Origin of the sequence: Enterococcus sp. DIV2449a, from assembly GCF_051711225.1 — a bacterium.
In the GTDB taxonomy this organism is placed as follows: domain Bacteria; phylum Bacillota; class Bacilli; order Lactobacillales; family Enterococcaceae; genus Enterococcus_D; species Enterococcus_D casseliflavus.
On the sequence record NZ_JBIOME010000001.1, the window covers coordinates 2,336,958 to 2,355,256 of the forward strand.

At 42.2% G+C, this 18,299-nt stretch carries 18 protein-coding genes; 9 read left to right on the forward strand and 9 right to left on the reverse strand.

The window, feature by feature from the left end; genetic code table 11:
- Positions 1 to 13: 13 nt before the first annotated feature.
- From IGI76_RS10920 to sfsA, 3 genes are read right to left on the reverse strand one after another with little or no spacing between them, the layout of a single operon-like run.
- On the reverse strand, positions 14 to 1,288 hold the full coding sequence (locus IGI76_RS10920; RefSeq protein ID WP_231435398.1) for a DEAD/DEAH box helicase: 1,275 nt from the start codon (positions 1,286 to 1,288) through the stop codon (positions 14 to 16).
- Positions 1,289 to 1,302: 14 nt separating this feature from the next.
- Positions 1,303 to 2,304 (reverse strand): Gfo/Idh/MocA family protein, encoded by a 1,002-nt coding sequence (locus IGI76_RS10925; RefSeq protein ID WP_438781540.1) that lies wholly within the window; start codon positions 2,302 to 2,304, stop codon positions 1,303 to 1,305.
- An 18-nt stretch (positions 2,305 to 2,322) separates the two neighbouring features.
- A complete protein-coding gene (gene sfsA / locus IGI76_RS10930) occupies positions 2,323 to 3,048 on the reverse strand; it encodes a DNA/RNA nuclease SfsA (protein ID WP_060792906.1) in 726 nt (241 codons plus the stop codon).
- Positions 3,049 to 3,231: 183 nt separating this feature from the next.
- Between sfsA and IGI76_RS10935 the strand changes: the two genes are divergently transcribed.
- The 3 genes from IGI76_RS10935 (at position 3,232) to IGI76_RS10945 (ending at position 5,535) form a co-directional block, all read left to right on the forward strand.
- Positions 3,232 to 3,576 carry a DUF4828 domain-containing protein gene (locus IGI76_RS10935; RefSeq protein WP_016610747.1) on the forward strand — a complete coding sequence of 115 codons (345 nt, stop codon included), beginning with the start codon at positions 3,232 to 3,234 and terminating at the stop codon, positions 3,574 to 3,576.
- Between the two features lie 214 nt (positions 3,577 to 3,790).
- On the forward strand, positions 3,791 to 3,955 hold the full coding sequence (locus tag IGI76_RS10940; RefSeq protein ID WP_005229460.1) for a hypothetical protein: 165 nt from the start codon (positions 3,791 to 3,793) through the stop codon (positions 3,953 to 3,955).
- A gap of 245 nt (positions 3,956 to 4,200) precedes the next feature.
- Entirely contained in the window at positions 4,201 to 5,535 is a 1,335-nt protein-coding gene (locus tag IGI76_RS10945) for a serine hydrolase (protein ID WP_016610746.1), read from the forward strand.
- A gap of 53 nt (positions 5,536 to 5,588) precedes the next feature.
- On the opposite strand, the gene IGI76_RS10950 is transcribed toward IGI76_RS10945, so the two are convergent.
- Positions 5,589 to 6,101 carry a GyrI-like domain-containing protein gene (locus IGI76_RS10950; RefSeq protein WP_010749327.1) on the reverse strand — a complete coding sequence of 171 codons (513 nt, stop codon included), beginning with the start codon at positions 6,099 to 6,101 and terminating at the stop codon, positions 5,589 to 5,591.
- 124 nt (positions 6,102 to 6,225) lie between these two features.
- On the opposite strand from IGI76_RS10950, the gene IGI76_RS10955 reads away from it, so the two are divergent.
- Positions 6,226 to 7,425, forward strand: a complete 1,200-nt coding sequence (locus IGI76_RS10955; RefSeq protein ID WP_016610745.1) for a YdcF family protein — start codon at positions 6,226 to 6,228, stop codon at positions 7,423 to 7,425.
- Between the two features lie 48 nt (positions 7,426 to 7,473).
- Here the strand turns inward: IGI76_RS10955 and IGI76_RS10960 are convergent, their stop codons facing one another.
- Complete coding sequence (locus IGI76_RS10960) at positions 7,474 to 7,983, reverse strand: HD domain-containing protein (RefSeq protein ID WP_005229452.1); 510 nt, start codon at positions 7,981 to 7,983, stop codon at positions 7,474 to 7,476.
- 123 nt (positions 7,984 to 8,106) lie between these two features.
- Complete coding sequence (locus IGI76_RS10965; protein WP_010749325.1) at positions 8,107 to 8,868, reverse strand: TrmH family RNA methyltransferase; 762 nt, start codon at positions 8,866 to 8,868, stop codon at positions 8,107 to 8,109.
- Positions 8,869 to 8,963: 95 nt separating this feature from the next.
- On the opposite strand from IGI76_RS10965, the gene IGI76_RS10970 reads away from it, so the two are divergent.
- The 3 genes from IGI76_RS10970 (at position 8,964) to IGI76_RS10980 (ending at position 11,344) form a co-directional block, all read left to right on the forward strand.
- On the forward strand, positions 8,964 to 9,242 hold the full coding sequence (locus tag IGI76_RS10970; protein ID WP_005236969.1) for an acylphosphatase: 279 nt from the start codon (positions 8,964 to 8,966) through the stop codon (positions 9,240 to 9,242).
- 124 nt (positions 9,243 to 9,366) lie between these two features.
- The gene (gene yidC / locus IGI76_RS10975) at positions 9,367 to 10,296 is read left to right on the forward strand and encodes a membrane protein insertase YidC (RefSeq protein ID WP_231435405.1); all 930 of its coding nucleotides are present in this window, start codon (positions 9,367 to 9,369) and stop codon (positions 10,294 to 10,296) included.
- A gap of 106 nt (positions 10,297 to 10,402) precedes the next feature.
- Positions 10,403 to 11,344, forward strand: coding sequence for an AEC family transporter (locus IGI76_RS10980; protein WP_123834134.1), 942 nt, complete (start codon positions 10,403 to 10,405; stop codon positions 11,342 to 11,344).
- 126 nt (positions 11,345 to 11,470) lie between these two features.
- Here IGI76_RS10980 and IGI76_RS10985 read toward each other — a convergent pair whose 3' ends face one another.
- Both IGI76_RS10985 and IGI76_RS10990 read right to left on the reverse strand, forming a co-directional pair.
- Positions 11,471 to 11,725 carry a hypothetical protein gene (locus IGI76_RS10985; RefSeq protein WP_412045836.1) on the reverse strand — a complete coding sequence of 85 codons (255 nt, stop codon included), beginning with the start codon at positions 11,723 to 11,725 and terminating at the stop codon, positions 11,471 to 11,473.
- 122 nt (positions 11,726 to 11,847) lie between these two features.
- On the reverse strand, positions 11,848 to 12,048 hold the full coding sequence (locus IGI76_RS10990) for a helix-turn-helix transcriptional regulator (RefSeq protein ID WP_231435407.1): 201 nt from the start codon (positions 12,046 to 12,048) through the stop codon (positions 11,848 to 11,850).
- A 298-nt stretch (positions 12,049 to 12,346) separates the two neighbouring features.
- Here IGI76_RS10990 and IGI76_RS10995 point away from each other — a divergent pair, with 298 nt between their 5' ends.
- Both IGI76_RS10995 and IGI76_RS11000 read left to right on the forward strand, forming a co-directional pair.
- The gene (locus IGI76_RS10995; RefSeq protein WP_438781542.1) at positions 12,347 to 12,913 is read left to right on the forward strand and encodes a transposase; all 567 of its coding nucleotides are present in this window, start codon (positions 12,347 to 12,349) and stop codon (positions 12,911 to 12,913) included.
- Positions 12,883 to 13,758 (forward strand): IS3 family transposase, encoded by an 876-nt coding sequence (locus IGI76_RS11000; protein WP_317726542.1) that lies wholly within the window; start codon positions 12,883 to 12,885, stop codon positions 13,756 to 13,758. The genes IGI76_RS10995 and IGI76_RS11000 overlap by 31 nt, the downstream gene beginning before the upstream one ends.
- 126 nt (positions 13,759 to 13,884) lie before the next feature.
- On the opposite strand, the gene IGI76_RS11005 is transcribed toward IGI76_RS11000, so the two are convergent.
- Entirely contained in the window at positions 13,885 to 18,234 is a 4,350-nt protein-coding gene (locus IGI76_RS11005; protein WP_231435235.1) for a PolC-type DNA polymerase III, read from the reverse strand.
- Positions 18,235 to 18,299: the final 65 nt, after the last annotated feature.

An 18,299-nucleotide genomic window follows, 5' to 3' on the forward strand; every position in this document is an offset into this window, starting at 1 on the left:
CACAAAAAGACGCTCAATGGCGTCTTTTTCCTTTGTCTTTTTGCTTTTTCGTCTTTTTCTTGCTCTTTTTAACAGGAGTGTGTAAATTTTCAGGCGTTTTCTTGGAAATTTTCTGCACACTTGTTGTTTTCGTTTCTTTCTTGCTTTCTTTTTCGACAACAGGTGCTTCTGTGTGTAACTGTCCCCCATGCAGATAGACTTCCTTGAGTTCTATGGACAACTGATTCGCGATTTTTTTCAAATCCTTCAACGAATGGTCTTGAACGATCGTAACGACAGTTCCTTCTTTGCCCATTCTTCCAACGCGTCCTGCGCGGTGTAAATAGGATTCTTTTTCTAAAGGGACTTCTGTATTGATCACGTAAGGCAGATCCACGACATCTAAGCCGCGAGAGGCGACATCGGTCGTCAATAGTTCCACTAGTTTTCCTTGACGAAAGCTCTCTAATGCACCTTTTCGTGCAAGTTTGTTTTGATCAGATGCCAGAGAGGCCACCGGCAAGCCATGAAACAATAGCTTTTCTTCCGCATTCCCCATAGTGCTTAATTCATTGAAGAAAACCAAAGCTTGAAAGTTTGGTAAATGAGCAAAGCGTCTTAAAGCATCCACGATTCGTCGTTGCGGATAGTTCAAATAGTAATGATGGATGACGCCTTTGCTCTGATCTTCTTGGGTAACATCAATGATCAGCGGCTCTTTTGACACGAATGGTCGAATCTCATCGATCACTTCGTTCGCGGTTGCTGAAAAGAAACTACGCTGGATTTGTTTTGGTAATGTTTGATTGATCTTGGCTGCCAGGGTGAAGGCACCCTCTTTCAATAATTGGTCAACCTCATCCAATACCAACGATTGCAGCTGCTGGGTCTTGATTTTTTTGGCTTTGATCAACTCTAACACACGGCCTGGGGTACCGATCAAGACCTCGGGTTTGTCTTTTAGTTTTTCCACTTGGCGTTTTGTACTTGCGCCGCCAATTAGCGGCAGAACGGTCAAACCAATGGCTTGGCCCCATTCCCGTGCTACTTCTGTGACTTGCATCGCTAATTCTTGTGAAGAAGTCAAGATCAACAGCTGATTGCCTTGCTTTTTTTCAACCTTCGTTAACAATGGCAAGAGATACGCCAACGTTTTACCTGAACCGGTCGGTGAGATTCCTATGACAGACGCGCCGTCTTTTAAAGGACCAAAGGTTTTTTCTTGGATCAAGGACGGTGCGTGATACCCAGCCGCTTGCCATTTTTCCTGCCAGACGTCTGGCAATTGTGTCAATTCAAATACTGTCATAAATGTTCCATTCCTTATTTTTTATCTGCATCAAAAATGATGTCGGCCTGCTTACGCATCAAAGAGACGGTTTCATTGACACTGCGGGCAAGTTCCACCCATTCCTCATAGCGTTGTCCTTGTTTAGGATCATCTTTGTTTTCAATGATGCCTGCAAAGTCTTGCGCTTCTTCGATCATCGGATTGTCTAAAGCAGCGACTGCTAATGGATGCGTTTGTTTTGTTTGGCGTTCATAAAATGCTGCTTCTTCAATAGCATTGACGGCATTCAAATCTAATGTCCCGTCTTCAAAATAAATTTCTGATCGTAACTCTGAATCAGCGATTTTGCCTGTTTGGATCGTGACATCAAAATCAGCATAGCGTAGCACAGCAGTCCCGATACCATCTACACCGGTCGGTAATTTGCGCGCAAAATAATGAACGTCCTGCGGTTTACCAAACCAAGCGACCGCCGCATATACTGGATACACACCCAAGTCGGCTAAAGCTCCGCCAGAAAAATGTGGAGAAAAGATATTTGGTTCCTCCCCAGCTAGTACAGCGTCATAACGAGACGAGTATTTCATATAAGAAAAGTTCGCCCCAAGAATGGCACCGCGTGTCGGTAAGAATTCGGCTACGGTTGAAAAACTCGCTTCATGAATGTTGCGAGCTGCTTCAAAGAATAAAACCTGTTGTTGGTTTGCTAGGTCAATGATCTCCGCCATTTCCTCAGGCGTTGAAAAGGCTGGCTTTTCCACAATGACATTTTTTCCTGCCAAAATACCTTGCTTGGCTTGTTCAAAGTGCAAACTGTTCGGAGAAGCGATATAGACCGTATCCATATGAGCTAAGCCAAAAAAAGTGGCCAAATCGGTCGCATATTCGATGTCCCCGTATTTTTCCCCAAAGCGTTGCGCTGTGGCTAATTTCCTTGAGTATACGGCTACCAATTGATACCGTTTGGTTTCGTGGGCTGCTTGTACAAATTGACCGGTGATCCAATTTGTGCCGATAATCCCTAAATGAATCATGTGTTTTCCTTCTTTCTTCTATAGATTGGGGTCGTCAAATTCGACGTTCAAATCAAAAGGGATCGGTTCTTTGACCGCGATCATCCCTTGGTTTACCTGGCAATTATAAGCAAACACTTCGACACCTTTGCTTTGCGCTTCAGCGATCTTATCGGCCAGATCCGGCTGCATCTGTCGATGGATCGTGGCGCTTTGCACCACTTCAAATTGGATCATGAACAAAACCGCCGCATAATAGCCTGCTTCTTTGGCATGGATCAATTCATTGACGTGTTTCAAGCCGCGAATCGTTGGCGCATCTGGGAAAGCGCCGATTTGCTTGTTTTCAAGTGTCATCCCTTTAATTTCTATAAACCCTTTTTCTTGTTCGTCTGTTTCAAAATAAAGATCAAACTTAGACATCCCATAGACGACTTCACGCCGTAAGAGGGCAATTTTCCCTTTGATATTTGGCAACTGGATCGTGCCATCCAAAAGGCCTTCATAGCCTAATCGATTGGGTACTTGACTATCAATATTGATCCATTGGTCTTCTTTCTTGACTGAGATCAAATCGTAATTGGTTTTACGTTTCGGATTGTCCCAATATTGGAGGGTCACGAGTGCCCCTTTGTGCAATAGTTCTTTTCCTCGTCCCGTATTTTTCACATGGACGATCACTTCTTGCCCATCGACTAGACATCGGGCAATGAATCGGTTGTCGCGAACGAGAAACGTGGCTAAGAGGGTATTCGGATAATTCATTTTCTCACCTGCTCTTTTGAATCATAGCATATTTTGATAAAAACTTCTAAACTTCAAACTAAAGTACCATGCTTTTTTACCTTCTCATGGTATACTTATGGCAATTATTTTCTAGTGTGCAGAAGCGGGCATCTTGTTCACAAGGTGCAACTAGATGAATCGTAAGTGATAGGACGTGTATAAATGAAGAAAAGGTCTCTATTGATTGGTTTATCTCTAGCAACGGGCGTGGTCAGCTCCTTGCTGTTGCGAAAGGAAAAACAAAAAAATGAAAACCGCCAAAATTTCATTGGAAATTGGCGTTTTACTTCAAAGACAAAAGAAGATGTCATTTTAGAAATTGCCAATGATTATTCATTGACCATCGAAGGCAAACCGTTGCCTGTTTCCATTGTTGAACTGACTCCGATGCGATTAGTGTTACTGGACACATTTGGCTATCATTTAGTCCTGGAACAAAAAGGCTCCGTTATTACTTTATATGATGAAGCAGAAGATTGCCACTATTCTTTGACAAAAATCGCCTAAGGGACATGAGAAGATCGAGTTCATGTTTTCTTCACATTTTCTTCGGTCAATTCTCAGACTTTTTATCAGCATTTCCTGGCAATCCATGCTATCATTAACTTAACAAGTGGTTGAACAAGGTGTTCCGTTGAGTGATGTTTGATCGTTCATAGATTAAGGTGTAGGTTCGATTCCTACCTTCCACATTTATTTTAAACAGAAAGAAGGGATTTTTATGTTAACGACCTTTATTTCACTCTTTTCCATCTTTGCTTTAGCTGCGTTACTAGCTGGGACATTCTTTTTAGCAAAATTGGCCATGCAACAAGAAACGAGAGCAGTGAAAGTTCCCGTCAGAGCCCAAAACCAAAACCCGAGAATCCATTCCAATCGTCGCTAAGTGAAATCGTTTGACCCGATGTCAATTCAGAAAAACTTGTCTTCTTTATTAAATAGGAAGGCAAGTTTTTTTTGCTGTCTGTTGCCCTTAGGTCTTCTAGTTTGTAATGGTTTAACAACGCCCATTCCCCATTTGAGCGGTCTTCTCGCAATTAAATGCTAAGTTTTCTCTTAGAGTATTGCAACAGCGGATACTCTTTGTTAAAATTTTTGCTTAGATACAACTTAAAAGGAGCTACTACATATATGCAGAAAATAACCAAGTTCGGGTATTCCTTCGTTGCTGCTTTGGCAATCCTCTTTGCTGCTGTCGGCATCCCCCTCGTTTCATATGCTGATGATACAGCAATGAGCATCGAAGAGATCCAAGAGTTTTCGATTGACGCCAAAGCCGCCTACTCCATTGATTTTGACACAGGGAAAGTGTTGTATGATCAAGATGGCGAGACAGCCATGGGTATTGCCTCCATCACCAAGATCATCAGCCTCTACCTTGTCGCTGAGCAAGTAGAACAAGGAACGATCGCTTGGGATGATCCTGTGCCGATTTCCGATTATGCCGCAAATCTCAGCGTGTCCCCTAACTTATCAAATGTCCCTTTGCATCAAGACGTTACCTATACTGTAAAAGATCTGTATGATGCCAGTTATATCCAATCTGCAAATGCTGCAATCGTCGCGCTCGCGGAGCTGATTGCTGGGTCTGAAAGTGCCTTTGTGGATTTAATGCAAGAAAAAGTGCAATCATGGGGCATCACCGATGCAAAGATCGTCAATGCTTCTGGCTTAAACAATGCTTATCTTGGGGAAAATATTTACCCAGGATCAACTTCAACTGATGAAAACGAACTATCCGCAAAAGATGTGGCATTGATTGCCCGTCATTTGTTACAAGACTTTCCAGATGTTTTGGAAGTAACCAGCCTTTCAACAAAACAATTTGGTGAAGGTTCCTATTCGCCTGTCGAGATGGTCAATTGGAACTGGATGCTTCCAGGTTTTACGAATACGAAAGATGGTGTCGACGGTCTGAAGACTGGTACGACAGATATGGCAGGCGCCTGCTTTGTCGGAACCGCCGTTAAAGATGGCCAACGAATCATCACCGTGGTGCTAAACGTCAATGGTCATGCAGAAAATCCTAGTGTTCGTTTTATTGAAACAGGCCGTTTGATGGATTACTCGTTTGACGCTTGGGAACAAGTAGAGATTTTACCAGAAAATGCGCAACTAGAAGATACCCAGACGGTTGCAGTCAAAGATGGGAAAGAATTGAGTGTGCCCGTTGCCTTAAATCAAGGTTTGACCTTATGGGTGCGTGGGGATATGGATGCCACAGCCTTTGAAACAACCATTGACTTTAATGAGCATTATCGTGATTCTGCCCTGCAAGCGCCATTGACTGAGGGCACAGAAGTCGGTACCGTAAGTGCTTCGATTCCAGCTGATACGCTTGGTTATATTGATGATTCCGATCATGACGAGACTGCAGGATTGATCACAACACAAACGGTGGAAAAAGCCAACATCTTTGTTCGTGCTTGGCGCGGCGTATCCAACTTTTTCAGTAATCTTTTTTAACCTAAACGAAAAAATCTGTCCGAAGCAAAAACTGCTTCTCGGACAGATTTTTTTTATTCTACTGTTTCCACCGTTGCTGTTGCCAATGGCTCCACAGGGAAAAACAATTCAACTTCCCCCTCCTTAAAATGAGGAAGATACCTTTCTTGGATGGCTGCTGACAACTGGACGTTGTTTTCTGGTAAAACTTCCATCAGCATTTTTTCAGTCATCATCGTTAAGTTTTTTTCATCCGTTTTTACAACGAGATAGGTCATTGCGGGCATTTCCCAACGGACCCAACCGACAGGAGGAAAATTTTCTGTCTGGACTTGAACGCCTGCCAAGTAGCGACCGGTTTCTTGCCAAGGCTCTAACCAATTGGTGCCATCACTCATCAAGCCCCAAAACTCCAGTTCTTCTGCCTTTTGATCACTTACGAGAAATTCGATCTCTTCAAAATCCTTTGTTGCAAGTTCCCAGAGCGCTGGTACCCAAGAAGCACCTTCTTCTGCTAACCCCTTGCCCTCTTTTCCAATCACATAAAAAGCGGGTCGTTCGACGCGAATCACTTCACCTAATTGCATGTTCCTTCCTCCTTCTTTCCTTCATTTTAGCGAATTGCAAGAAATTCAGCAACTTTGACCTTAGCAACAAGCAATTTCTGCCATTTTTCGGTATACTAAGTGTATCGTTAAAGGAGTGAAAAACATGGATTTTACGCAATTGCTGATTTTTGCCATCAGCTATGTGTCGGGCGTGATCGTCGTTCAAAAATGGCGCAAGAAAAAAGATGATCCGGATATTTTCTTTTTTGAATGTTGTTGGACGATTCTAGCCCTGCTAATTTATTTAGCTGTCTCAGAATTACGGACAGGTAGTTTCTTTATTCTGATACCCGTCGCCTTCGCCGGCCTTTTTTTATTTTCTTATCGGCGCAACAAGCACCAACTTGTAAATGGCTTACTTTTTAATTTGTTCGTGCTGGCTTTTGGCGGCTACTTAGTCATTAATTTATACCGAACCCAAGACATACTCGTAGGTGGTTTACTCGCTGTATTACTGGCAATCTTCGTTGCTGTACTATTATTCGGTTTGGCAACACTCGTGGTCTTTCTTTACTGGAATTCCATTATCGTACTACGAAGAGAATCGCGATCGATCGCCAATTTGTTAACCCTGATCTTAGCGGTGGTTTTGACCGTTTTACTATTTTCAGATACCCTTTTGCACTTTTTCCCAGATTGGATCCGAACCTTATTCGGCATTGTTCCCCTAAGTCTTTTGTATCTGTTTGTAGTCTTTTTGAACTTTTTATCCATTTCAGTCATTTATCAGTTCAACCATCCTCGCTATAATCAGGACTTTATCATCGTCTTAGGTGCAGGCCTTTTGAATGGCACCACGGTCTCCCCTTTATTGGCAAAACGCATCAATACAGCGATCTCGTTCTACGAATCGCAATTCAAAGCGAAAAAAACCGCGCCTCGATTACTGATGTCAGGCGGACAAGGAAGCGATGAGCAGCTGCCGGAAGCTGTTGCTATGAAAGAATATGCGATTGCCCAAGGCGTACCAGAAGGTGAGATTTTAGTGGAAACAAATTCCACGACTACTTATGAAAACATGAAATTTTCGAAAGAAATCATGGATTCGCTTAAGCCAAACGGCTACAAAGCAATCTTTGCCTCAAACAATTACCATATTTTTCGTGCTGGTCTCTATGCAGATCAAGCCCAACTTAAAGCGGATGGTATCGGAGCACCTACTGCCTTTTACTATTTACCGAATGCCTTTTTAAGAGAATTTGTGGCAATCCTTTTTATGCATAAAAGACGACATTTAACGGTATTGATCACCTTACTGATTCTCTATGCAGGAGCAGCGATCCTCCAACTTATTTTTGGCTAAACAAACAAAAAAAGTTCTTTGAACCAGTTGGTTCGAAGAACTTTTTTCTTATTGAATCGTGCGATGTTTCTTCCAGAAGCGTTGTTGCCATTTTTCTTTCATGCTGTCTGTAAGGGGTTCTGATGCTTCTTTGATCGCACAATATTTGTCCACCATCGTGACGATATAGCTTTCTTTATAGCGTGGCGGTGCAATCGTTGCTCCCCACATATGTTTCAAGATGATATCTTTTTCTAGATCACTAAGTTCAGTGATTTTTTCGGCATTTTTTACTGCGATTCGTGGATGCATGTACGCATGGGTACCTTCGTCAAACTTTGTAGTACGCCAATCGTAATAAAATAAATCATGAAGGAGTCCTGCACGAGCTGTTGCACGAGCATCGCCGCCCCATTTCTTGGCCAATTTGTAACTATAATAAGAGACGCTGATCGAATGTTCCAAACGTGTGGAGTTCATATGCTGCACAAAGTTGGCTAATTTTTTTACAGCTTCTGTTTCTAACAGGTCAGCCACGTAAGACATATATTCGCTATCTTCTTGCCATTTTTCTGTCATAAATTTTTGTCTGCCACCTTTTTTGATCTGCTTGATTGTTACAAGACAAAGTATAGCACCTATTCCTGCAAGTTTCTAGGTGAGGTGCAATAGATTCAAATAGTTTAACAGTTCCTTAAAAATCTAGCTGACAGCAAAATACATCAAAATACCTGCCGCAATGGCGACGTTCAATGATTCCGCCTGACCATAGATAGGAATATATAGATTTTTATCGGTCAATGCCAACAGTTCCTGATTGACCCCTTGCCCCTCGTTGCCTAAAATGAAGGCAGCCGCTTGTCCTTTAGGAAGCTCGGTATAAGGGACTGCTTCTTTGTTTAACTCGGTGCCATAAATCGCCACACCAGCTGCCTGCAGCTGCTTTAAAAATGGTGGGATCGCTCCTTCTACGATCGGCAGATGATAGTTGCTCCCTTGCATGCTGCGCAAGACTTTGGTACTGTAGAGATCGGCTGTTCCTTCGCCGAGAAAAACCCCGCTGAATCCAGCGGCATCCGCTGTTCGAATCATGGTGCCAACGTTTCCAGGATCTTGCACATTATCTAAAATCAGCCAATTGCCCGTCAGTGTCTGTAAGTCTTGTTCTTGCTTTTCCACCACGGCAAAAATCCCTTGTGGTGTTGGCAAATCAGAAAGCATCGCTGCGATCTCCTCTGTGATCAAATAGCTTTCTTCCTGATAATCATCGAGTTGCCCGTTGGCTTCACTTAACCCTCGCGGGGTCACCAACAATGCTTTGATGGGTACTTGTGCATGCAATGCTTCTTGCACCAAATGCCAGCCATCGATCAAATAGGTATTGGTTTGTGTCCGATGTTTTTTTTGTGTTAGTTTTTTGATTTCCTTGATAAAGGTATTTTTTTTCGATTGAATTTCTTTCATCTTGTCACCTCGATTCATTATAGCATGAGTCAATCGATCTAACTTGTTCTTTTACTGAAAAAACGCTATCATATAAAGCAGAGGAGGGATTGTCCATGAAGAAACTACGAATCCATGTTCAAGGGCGTGTCCAAGGTGTCGGCTTTCGTTATACCACAAAAATGCTTGCCGATCAATTAGGGGTCACAGGATCTGTAAAAAATGAGGCAGATGGTTCTGTTTCGATTGAAGCGATGGGAGATGAAAAAATCATCGATGCCTTTGTTGCCGGAGTGAAAGATTCTCCTTCTCCCGCTGGAAAAGTGAACCAAATCGACATCCAACCAGACGATACCATTAAAGAACGTACTAGCTTTGATGTAGTCTATTATTGATAATTGAATGTTTTCTAAGTCGAAAGATTGATTTTTCAATGAATTTCTCTTTGTACATTGAAATAGTCGGTCTTTTTTAGTATAGTTATTTTTGTCTAAATTTATTGTGAAGAGGAAGAATAGAATGTCTAAAATGAATAAATGGCTGCTTTCATCAGGATTATTTGGCCTGTTATTAGCATTATCAGGCTGTGTCAGTACCAATGCTGATGGTACGCCGAAAGAAACAGGAATGATTTATCGCTTTTTGGTGAAACCTTTAGGTGATATGATCACGATGCTCGTTGAAAACTTCAACTGGTCTTACGGCTGGGCGATCATCGCCGTAACGATCGTTGTCCGCGTCATTATCTTACCATTAGGGATCCATCAGTCTCGAAAAACGATGATTCAAAGTGAAAAAATGCAGTTTCTGAAACCTCAAGTGGATATTGCGCAAGCCAATTTGAAGAAAGCAACCACTCGGGAAGAACAAATGCAAGCGCAAGCGGAGATGCAAAAAATCTATTCTGAAAACAACGTCAGTATGTTTGGCGGTATCGGTTGTTTGCCTTTACTGATTCAGATGCCGATTTTCTCTGCCCTTTACTTCACAGCCCGTTACACACAAGGAATCCAAAACTCTGAGTTCTTTGGGGTATCATTAGGTGACCCAAGCATCCTCTTTGTGGCGATTGCTGGTCTTTCCTACTTGGCACAAGGATACATCTCAACCATTGGGATTCCGGAAGAACAGAAAAAAACGATGAAAACCATGTTGATCGTTTCTCCATTGATGATCGTTTTCATGTCAATGAGTGCACCAGCTGGTGTGACACTTTATTGGGTAGTCGGTGGGGTCTTCAGTTGTATCCAAACGTTTATCACGAATGTCATCATGAAACCAAAAATTCGTGCCCAAGTCGAAGCGGAAATGAAAGCAAATCCGCCTAAAACGGTAGTTATGCCTCGTAAAGACGTAACGCCTGAAAAAACAGAAGCTGTCAAAAAAGCGTTGAACACGACAAAGCCTAACGGAAAAGGTCGTAACGCTGGCAAGCAGCAACGGAAGTAATTCTTGACCAAATCGCTCATTGGGCGGTTTGGTTTTTTGTTGTTTTCAAATGGGATTCAGTTGCTTCTTCTATTGCCTTTCGCTATAGTAAATGAGAGGTGAGCGCATGTTTCAAGCATATATCAATATTTTTGTCATTTTCAGTCTCATGTTTATCGGTTATTGGTTGTCTTACAAACAATGGTTTTCTAATCGAACCGCCGATACGTTTTCAAAACTGGTGTTAAATGTCTCATTACCCGCCAATATGTTTTTGACGATCATTAAAAACTTTACGAAAGACGAGTTTCTCTCATTAGTTTCCGGGATGATCATCCCTTTGCTTTCCATGATGATCACTTACTTCGCCGGTTATTTATGGCGCCGTTTCGCGCAAGTTGAAACCAAACACCAAGGGGCATTTTCCGCCATGTTTACCTTTTCCAATACGATCTTCATCGGCTTACCGATCAATTTAGCCATTTTTGGTGAAAAAGCCGTTCCCTATGTGTTGTTGTACTACATCGTAAATACGACATTATTTTGGACCATCGGTATTTTTGAGTTAGCAAAAGATAACCCCGATTTCGGCGAAGCCCGCATTTCCTTTCATCCATTGGTCATGCTAAAAAAGATTTTTTCGCCAGCCTTGATTGGTTTCATTATCGGCTTGATCTGGATGCTGTTCACATTCCCACTGCCCTCCTTTGTTGATGGCCTTGGAAGCTACCTAGCAGATTTAACGACGCCTCTATCAATGTTTATTATCGGGATCATCGTGTACTTTGGCGGGCTCAAGAACTTGCGAATGACCAAAGACATTGCTGGTGTCCTGTTTGGTCGCTTCATTCTTTCGCCCCTCGTTGTATGGCTATTAAGCAGAATCATCCCTGTTCCTGAATTGATGCTTTCTGTGTTTATTATCCAAGCCTCCATGCCCGTCCAAAACTCTGTCCCAATTCTTGTGCGAAACTATCAAGGGGATGAAGAATTTGCAACTTCTTGTCTAGGCTATTCCGTCTTACTGTACATGGTGTATCTGCCTGTTTTGCTTTTTTTCTTTTTTTAGCTAGTTAACGAATTTTGTCGAAAAATACTCGTTACCAAAGGCATTCGCTTCTTTCGGTAACGAGTATATTTCTTCTCTTTGTATGGTAAAGGTTCGATTGATTCGCTGTCCAAGCGGTAACTCCCCTTATGATTTGTCACTATAGACTACGATTTTTCTGATTTTCGCCAGATTGTGACTGCTTAGGTCGATTTCAATCCGTCCTTCAATGGAAATGCGTTCGTCGATTTTTGATTGCTTACTTTGATACAGATTAACCTGCAATTCATCCTTATTGGATTCGATATAATAGGCGATGTTTTGTGGATGATCTACTGTGAGATAAAGTTTGTCCTTTTTTACCTCTACTCGCTTTACTTCCTCTTCTTTGAAATTTGTCATCGGGAAATGATTAGCGACGTTTTCGTGGGCAAAAACAATTTCAGGTTTCCTCGTCAAAAATAAATAGATGATCGAACTGACGCCGATAAGTAACAAGAAGACCAAAAGCTTATTGACTTTCTTTAGCGCTCTTTCTTCTTGTTGTCTTCAGCGAATTTATTTACTAGATCGATATCATCATAAAACAATTCATCCAAAGAAACTTGATACATTTGAGCTAGCTCGATCAATGTAGTGATATCCGGGTAATTTCTTCCAATCTCCCAGTTTGAAATCGCTGAGCGACTGACATTCAATTCTTTCGCTAACTCTTCTTGCGTCATTCCTAATTATTTTCTTCTTTCTTTTATCATCTGATGGAATACCATTTTTTCCTCCTTCTGATCTTTTCTTATATTAAAACACAAAATCCCTTCTCTTTTGTTGTGAAAATGAAGCATTGACGATTGCCACATTTCGTGACATCCTTGATAACTGCCTAAAGCCTGTAAAAATAGTTACCTTCTTTGTTCACCCCTTTCATACACAAGACAAAAAAAGCCCATCATGCAGAAACTAGCTATATGAAGCGACCCCCAAAAGTTAGACCAAAAAATCTAACTTTTGGGGGTCGTTATTTGTATGGCAAAATATCCTTTTGAATTAAAACTAAAAATCGTTAAAGAATATCTTAGTGGCGTGGGCGGATATCGGTATCTTGCCAACAAATACGGTATTTCAAGCAAGTCTCAAGTAAGTAATTGGGTGAATGCCTATCGTGAATACGGAGAGGAAGGTCTATTGAGAAAACATCAAAATCAGAAATATTCTGTTCAATTTAAGTTAAATGCGCTAGAGTTATATCAAACAAGTGAGATGTCCTATCGAGAAGTTGCTAGCACTTTAGAAATGAACAACCCTGCGCTTATTGCCAATTGGATGCGTAATTTCAGAGAAGCAGGTATTGAGGGGCTCTCAAAAGAGAAAGGGCGACCACTTACTTTGACTAGAAAAAAAGAAAACAAAAAAGAAAATACAACAACTGAAGAACGCGATCGTATCAAGGTATTAGAAAAGCAAGTCCGATCCCTTCAAATTGAGAATGCCTTTTTAAAAGAGTTGAGGAAGCTGCGAAAACAGGAAGCCCAGCAAAGACGCAAGAATCAATCGCACGAATCATCGCCAGCCTCCGAGGATCATTCAAACTAGTTGAGCTTCTTGAAACATTGAAATTTCCTAAAGCAACCTATATGTATTGGCAGAAACGGTTTGACAGACCAAACCCAGACCAAGAAATTGAAGAAAAAATGCTTGAAATTCGCAAAGAGCATAAAGATTATGGCTGTCTGCGACTAAAAAAAGAATTAGAGAATCAAGGGATTCATGTCAATAAAAAGAAGATTCAACGTCTGATAAAAAAACTAGGTATCGAAGTAAAGTCTTACACTCGAAAATCTCGACGGTACAATTCTTATCGTGGGAAGGTTGGCACTGTCGCCAAAAATCGTATTCATCGTCGGTTTTATACAAATATCTGTCACCAAAAAATTACAACTGATACCACAGAGTTTAAGTATTATGAAGTAGACACCACAGGTGTCGTTCGTCAGAAAAAGCTGTATTTAGATCCTTTCATGGATTTCTACAATAGTGAAATTCTATCTTATCGGATTTCTGAAAAACCAAACGCACTAGCCATAATGGAAGGATTAGAAGAAGCAATCCAGATGACAAATGATTGTCCATTTCGTAGAACCTTCCATTCAGATCAAGGATGGGCCTATCAAATGAATGCTTATAAGAATAAATTGAAGCAGCATAAAATCTTCCAGAGTATGTCTCGTAAAGGGAATTGTTTAGATAACTCACCTATGGAAAACTTCTTTGGTTTATTAAAACAAGAGATTTTTCATGGAGAAGTCTATCGGAGTTTAGATGAATTGAAAACAAAAATTGACCAATATATCTATTATTACAACCATAAACGCATCAAAAAGAAATTAAATTGGCGAAGTCCGGTTCAGTTTCGAGAAGCTGTAAAAACAGCTGTCTAACAGTTAATCTTATCGTACAAAAAAGGAGTGGATTTCTCCACTCCATAAAAGTCTAACTTTTTGGGGTCACTACAATACTAGATGCTGCAATGATGGGCTTTTTTTTTTATGTGAACAGCCGTTGGCTTACAACATATCGAACAACGACAACTGATTTTCATCTGGTAGATCTTTTAGAACACCGTTATCCGTCATGTATTCAATCAATGTCTTAGAAACTTTCCCGCGATTGGCGAGGTCTTCTTTCGATAAGAAGGGACCATCTTTTCGTGCTTCCACGATTTGTTTCGCTACGTTCAGCCCTAAACTCGGTACTGCTCGGAACGGTGCGATCAATTTTTTCCCATCGATCACGAAATTTTCTGCATCGGATTTATACAGATCGATCATCCCGAATTCATAGCCGCGCTCCAGCATTTCATTGGCTAATTCTAGAACCGTCAACAGATTTTTTTCTTTCGTTGACGCATCCATTCCCTTGTCATTGATTTCTTGCATCCGTTCTTTTACGGCATCTTTTCCTTTTGACATAGCAATCAAATCAAAGTCATCTGCTCGGACAGAGAAATAAGCACAGTAATAGAGAATTGGGAAGTACACTTTAAAGTAAGCCACCCGCAACGCCATCAAGACATACGCCGCCGCATGGGCTTTCGGGAACATGTACTTGATCTTCGAACAAGAATCGATATACCATTCTGGGACATTGTTCTCCCGCATCGCTTGCAAGTAAGTATCCCGCAAGTCGTCAGGGATCTTGTTCCATTGTCCTTTACGGACCGTCTCCATGATTTTAAAGGCCATCCCGTCATCTAAACCAGCATGGATCAAATACACCATGATATCATCCCGACAGCCGATTACTTCCGCTAGGCTGGCATCTCCGCGACGGATCAATTCTTCCGCATTGCCCAACCATACATCGGTACCATGGGAAAGACCAGAGATCTGCAGGAGTTCAGCAAAGGTCGATGGATGGGTTTGATCCAGCATCCCCCGCACAAAGCGGGTACCAAATTCTGGGATGCCTAATGTGCCGGTTTTCGAATAAATCTGATCTTCGGTCACGCCTAACACATCCGTGCCGCCAAAAATACGCATCACTTCTGGATCATCGGTAGGGATCGTTTTAGGATCGATACCTGATAGATCCTGCAGCATCCGAATGACTGTCGGATCATCGTGTCCGAGGATATCCAGCTTCAAGATATTGTCATGAATCGAATGGAAATCAAAGTGGGTCGTTTTCCACTCCGCATTTTGATCATCCGCTGGGTATTGGATCGGGGTGAAATCATAAACATCCATATAGTCGGGAATAACGATAATCCCCCCCGGGTGCTGACCAGTCGTCCGTTTGACGCCAGTGGCGCCTTTTGCCAGGCGATCGACTTCGGCTGCTCGATAATGAAGATTATGATCGCGCTCAAAGCCTTTTACGAAACCAAAGGCTGTTTTATCGGCTACGGTACCGATCGTTCCTGCACGATAGACGTATTCTTCACCGAAGAGTACTTTCGTATAGTTATGGGCTTCTGGCTGATATTCCCCTGAGAAGTTCAAATCGATATCGGGGACTTTGTCGCCATGGAAGCCAAGAAATGTTTCAAAAGGAATATCATGGCCATCTTTGTTCAGACGAGTGCCGCATTTTGGACACTTTTTCTCTGGCATATCATAACCAGAACCATACGAGCCGTCTTCATAAAACTCAGAATACTGGCAATCGGGACAATAATAATGAGGAGCTAATGGATTGACCTCAGTGATCCCGGTCATAGTTGCGACAAAACTAGAACCGACTGATCCCCGCGACCCTACTAAGTAGCCGTCTTCATTGCTTTTATGAACCAGTTTTTGTGAGATCAAATAGATCACGGAAAACCCATTCCCAATGATCGAATCAAGCTCTTTTTTCAAACGTTTTTCCACAATTTCTGGTAATGGATCACCGTATAGCTCTTTGGCACGGTTGTAACTCAAGTCGGTGATCTCTTGTTCAGATCCGGGAATCTTTGGTGTATACAGATCATCTTTTACCGGAATGACTTTTTCACAGAGATCAGCGATTTTATTCGGGTTCGTCACTACAATTTCTTTCGCTACTTCTGGACCTAAAAACTGAAAAGCGGTCAGCATCTCATCGGTTGTTCGGAAATGTACATCCGGTAAACTATGTCGATTCAAGGGATTGGCGCCCCCCATCGAATTGATCAAGACCTTACGATAAATGGCATCTTCTTCGTTCAGGTAATGGGCATTCCCAGTAGCCACAACGATTTTCCCTAACTCTTCCCCCATCTTTACCAGATTCCGAATGATGTCTTCTAGGTCTTTTTCGCTTTTCACGAGCTCCGTTTCCAGAAGATGGGCATAAACTGCTTTGGGCATGACTTCGATATAGTCATAAAACTTGGCAAGTTCTCGTGCTGCATCGACCCCTTTTTGCATCATTGCGACAAAGACTTCTCCTTTATCACAAGCGGTTCCGACTAACAATCCTTCCCGCAATTTCACCAATTCTGAGCGCGGGATCCGCGGAACTTTATCATGGAAGTACTTCACATTCGACATCGAGATTAGCTTGAATAAATTCTTCAATCCCGCCTGTGTTCGGGCTAAAATCGTGGCATGGAAAGGCCGAGCTGCTTTATAGGAGTTCTCACCCCCCACGTGTCGGTTCAACTCTTCGTGCAGTAGCATGTCATGTTTTTCCATCGCTTCTTTGACAAAGATCCATGCTAAATGACCGGTTGCCTCGGCATCGTAGATCGCTCGGTGATGTTGTTCTAAGCTGACGCCGAATTTTTTGGAAAGGACACCTAAACCGAATCGCTTAAACTCTGGATACAAATAACGAGCGAGTTCCAATGTATCAATGACCGGATTTTCCGCTTCTGGAATACCGTATTTTCGATAACTGGTATTTAAGAAGCCCATATCAAATGACGCATTGTGGGCAACTAAAATGGCTCCTTCAGAAAACTCACGAAACAAACGTAAGACTTCTTCTTCTGATTTTGACCCGCGAACCATTTCATCGGTGATTCCCGTCAGTTCTACGGTCGTTCGCGATAACGGATGACCGGGATCGATAAATTCATCAAAGGATGCCTCCACGTTGCCTTTATGCATCCGCACAGCAGCCAACTCAATAATGGTGTCGTATACTGCAGACAACCCAGTGGTCTCCACGTCAAACACGATATAAGTAGCATCGGTCAGTGGAACAGGCTGAGGATTGTAGGCAACCGCTACGCCGTCATCCACGATATTGGCTTCCACACCGTAAAGAATTTTAACACCAGCCTTTTCTCCTGCATGATGGGCATCAGGAAACCCTTGTGCGCCACCATGATCGGTGATCGCAATCGCCTTATGGCCCCATTTGCCTGCTTGAGCGACAAAATCCGCCACGTTGTTGGTGGCATCCATCGTACTCATATTGGAATGCAGGTGGAGTTCGACCCGTTTCTCGCCTTCAGGTGCATAGTCTTTGCGGGCTTCGTGTTTGACTTCCAGCAAATCTTGCGCATTCATAACGAGATCTCGCATGAAGGTATCTTCTTGGACGCTACCGCGTACTTTGACCCAACTACCTTTGGCGATGGCATCAAAAACTTGTTCATCTTTTTCATTGTTGGAGAATTTTTTCACACTAAACGATGACGTATAGTCGGTGATTTTCAAAATCAAAATCTTCCGTTTTGAACGCAATTCGCGGACTTCTTTATCAAAGACATACCCTTGGATCGTAACTCGGCGTTCTTCCTCGATGATATTGATCATCGGTGTCACAGGTTCATCGGCAGGAATATTACGTCCCAAGGCGATTGGTCCGTCAAATTCGACTGTTTTGACTTCTTTTTTGCGTTGCTCGTGCGCCATTAAGTTCTCAGCAGCTTGTTGTTGGAACGCTGCTGTTTGCTCTTCCTTGCGTGCTTCAAGTTCTTTTAAGGCCGCCTCCGCTTGCTCTTGGTCTAGCTGCGGCAAGATCCGAAATTTTTGAAAGCCGAAGGTACTATAATTTTCCTCAATGATCGGCAAGTACTGCTGCTGCAAAATCGTGATGACCGCATCATTGTTGACTGGCAAAATCACTTTGTTCTCTTGCAGCACAGGCATTTGGTTTTTGATCACTTGATGAACCAGTGGTCGATCACAATTTTGATTGGCTAACGCTAATGGCCAATATTCTTGAATGAATTGCTCATCAAAGGAACCATCTTGAGCTTCAATGATGATACGAACTTCCGCAATCTCTTTAAACGCCAATTCAATATGTTGTTTAAAGGACTGATACACCATCACCGGTAATAAACGTTCAAATTGGAAATAAAACGTCCACGCTTTTGATTGTCGATGCACGGTCACTTGTTTGATTTGGGCAGTCTGCATCAACGGATGCTGCCGAAGATTTGGGGCAGCTGCAATTTGGTCTAATAATATCTCAAAGGTCTCTCTTTCTTTTGACAATTGAAGATCCTCCTTTTCTCAGTACTCACTAGTATACCTCTTTTTGCCCTCATTTTCATTAAAAA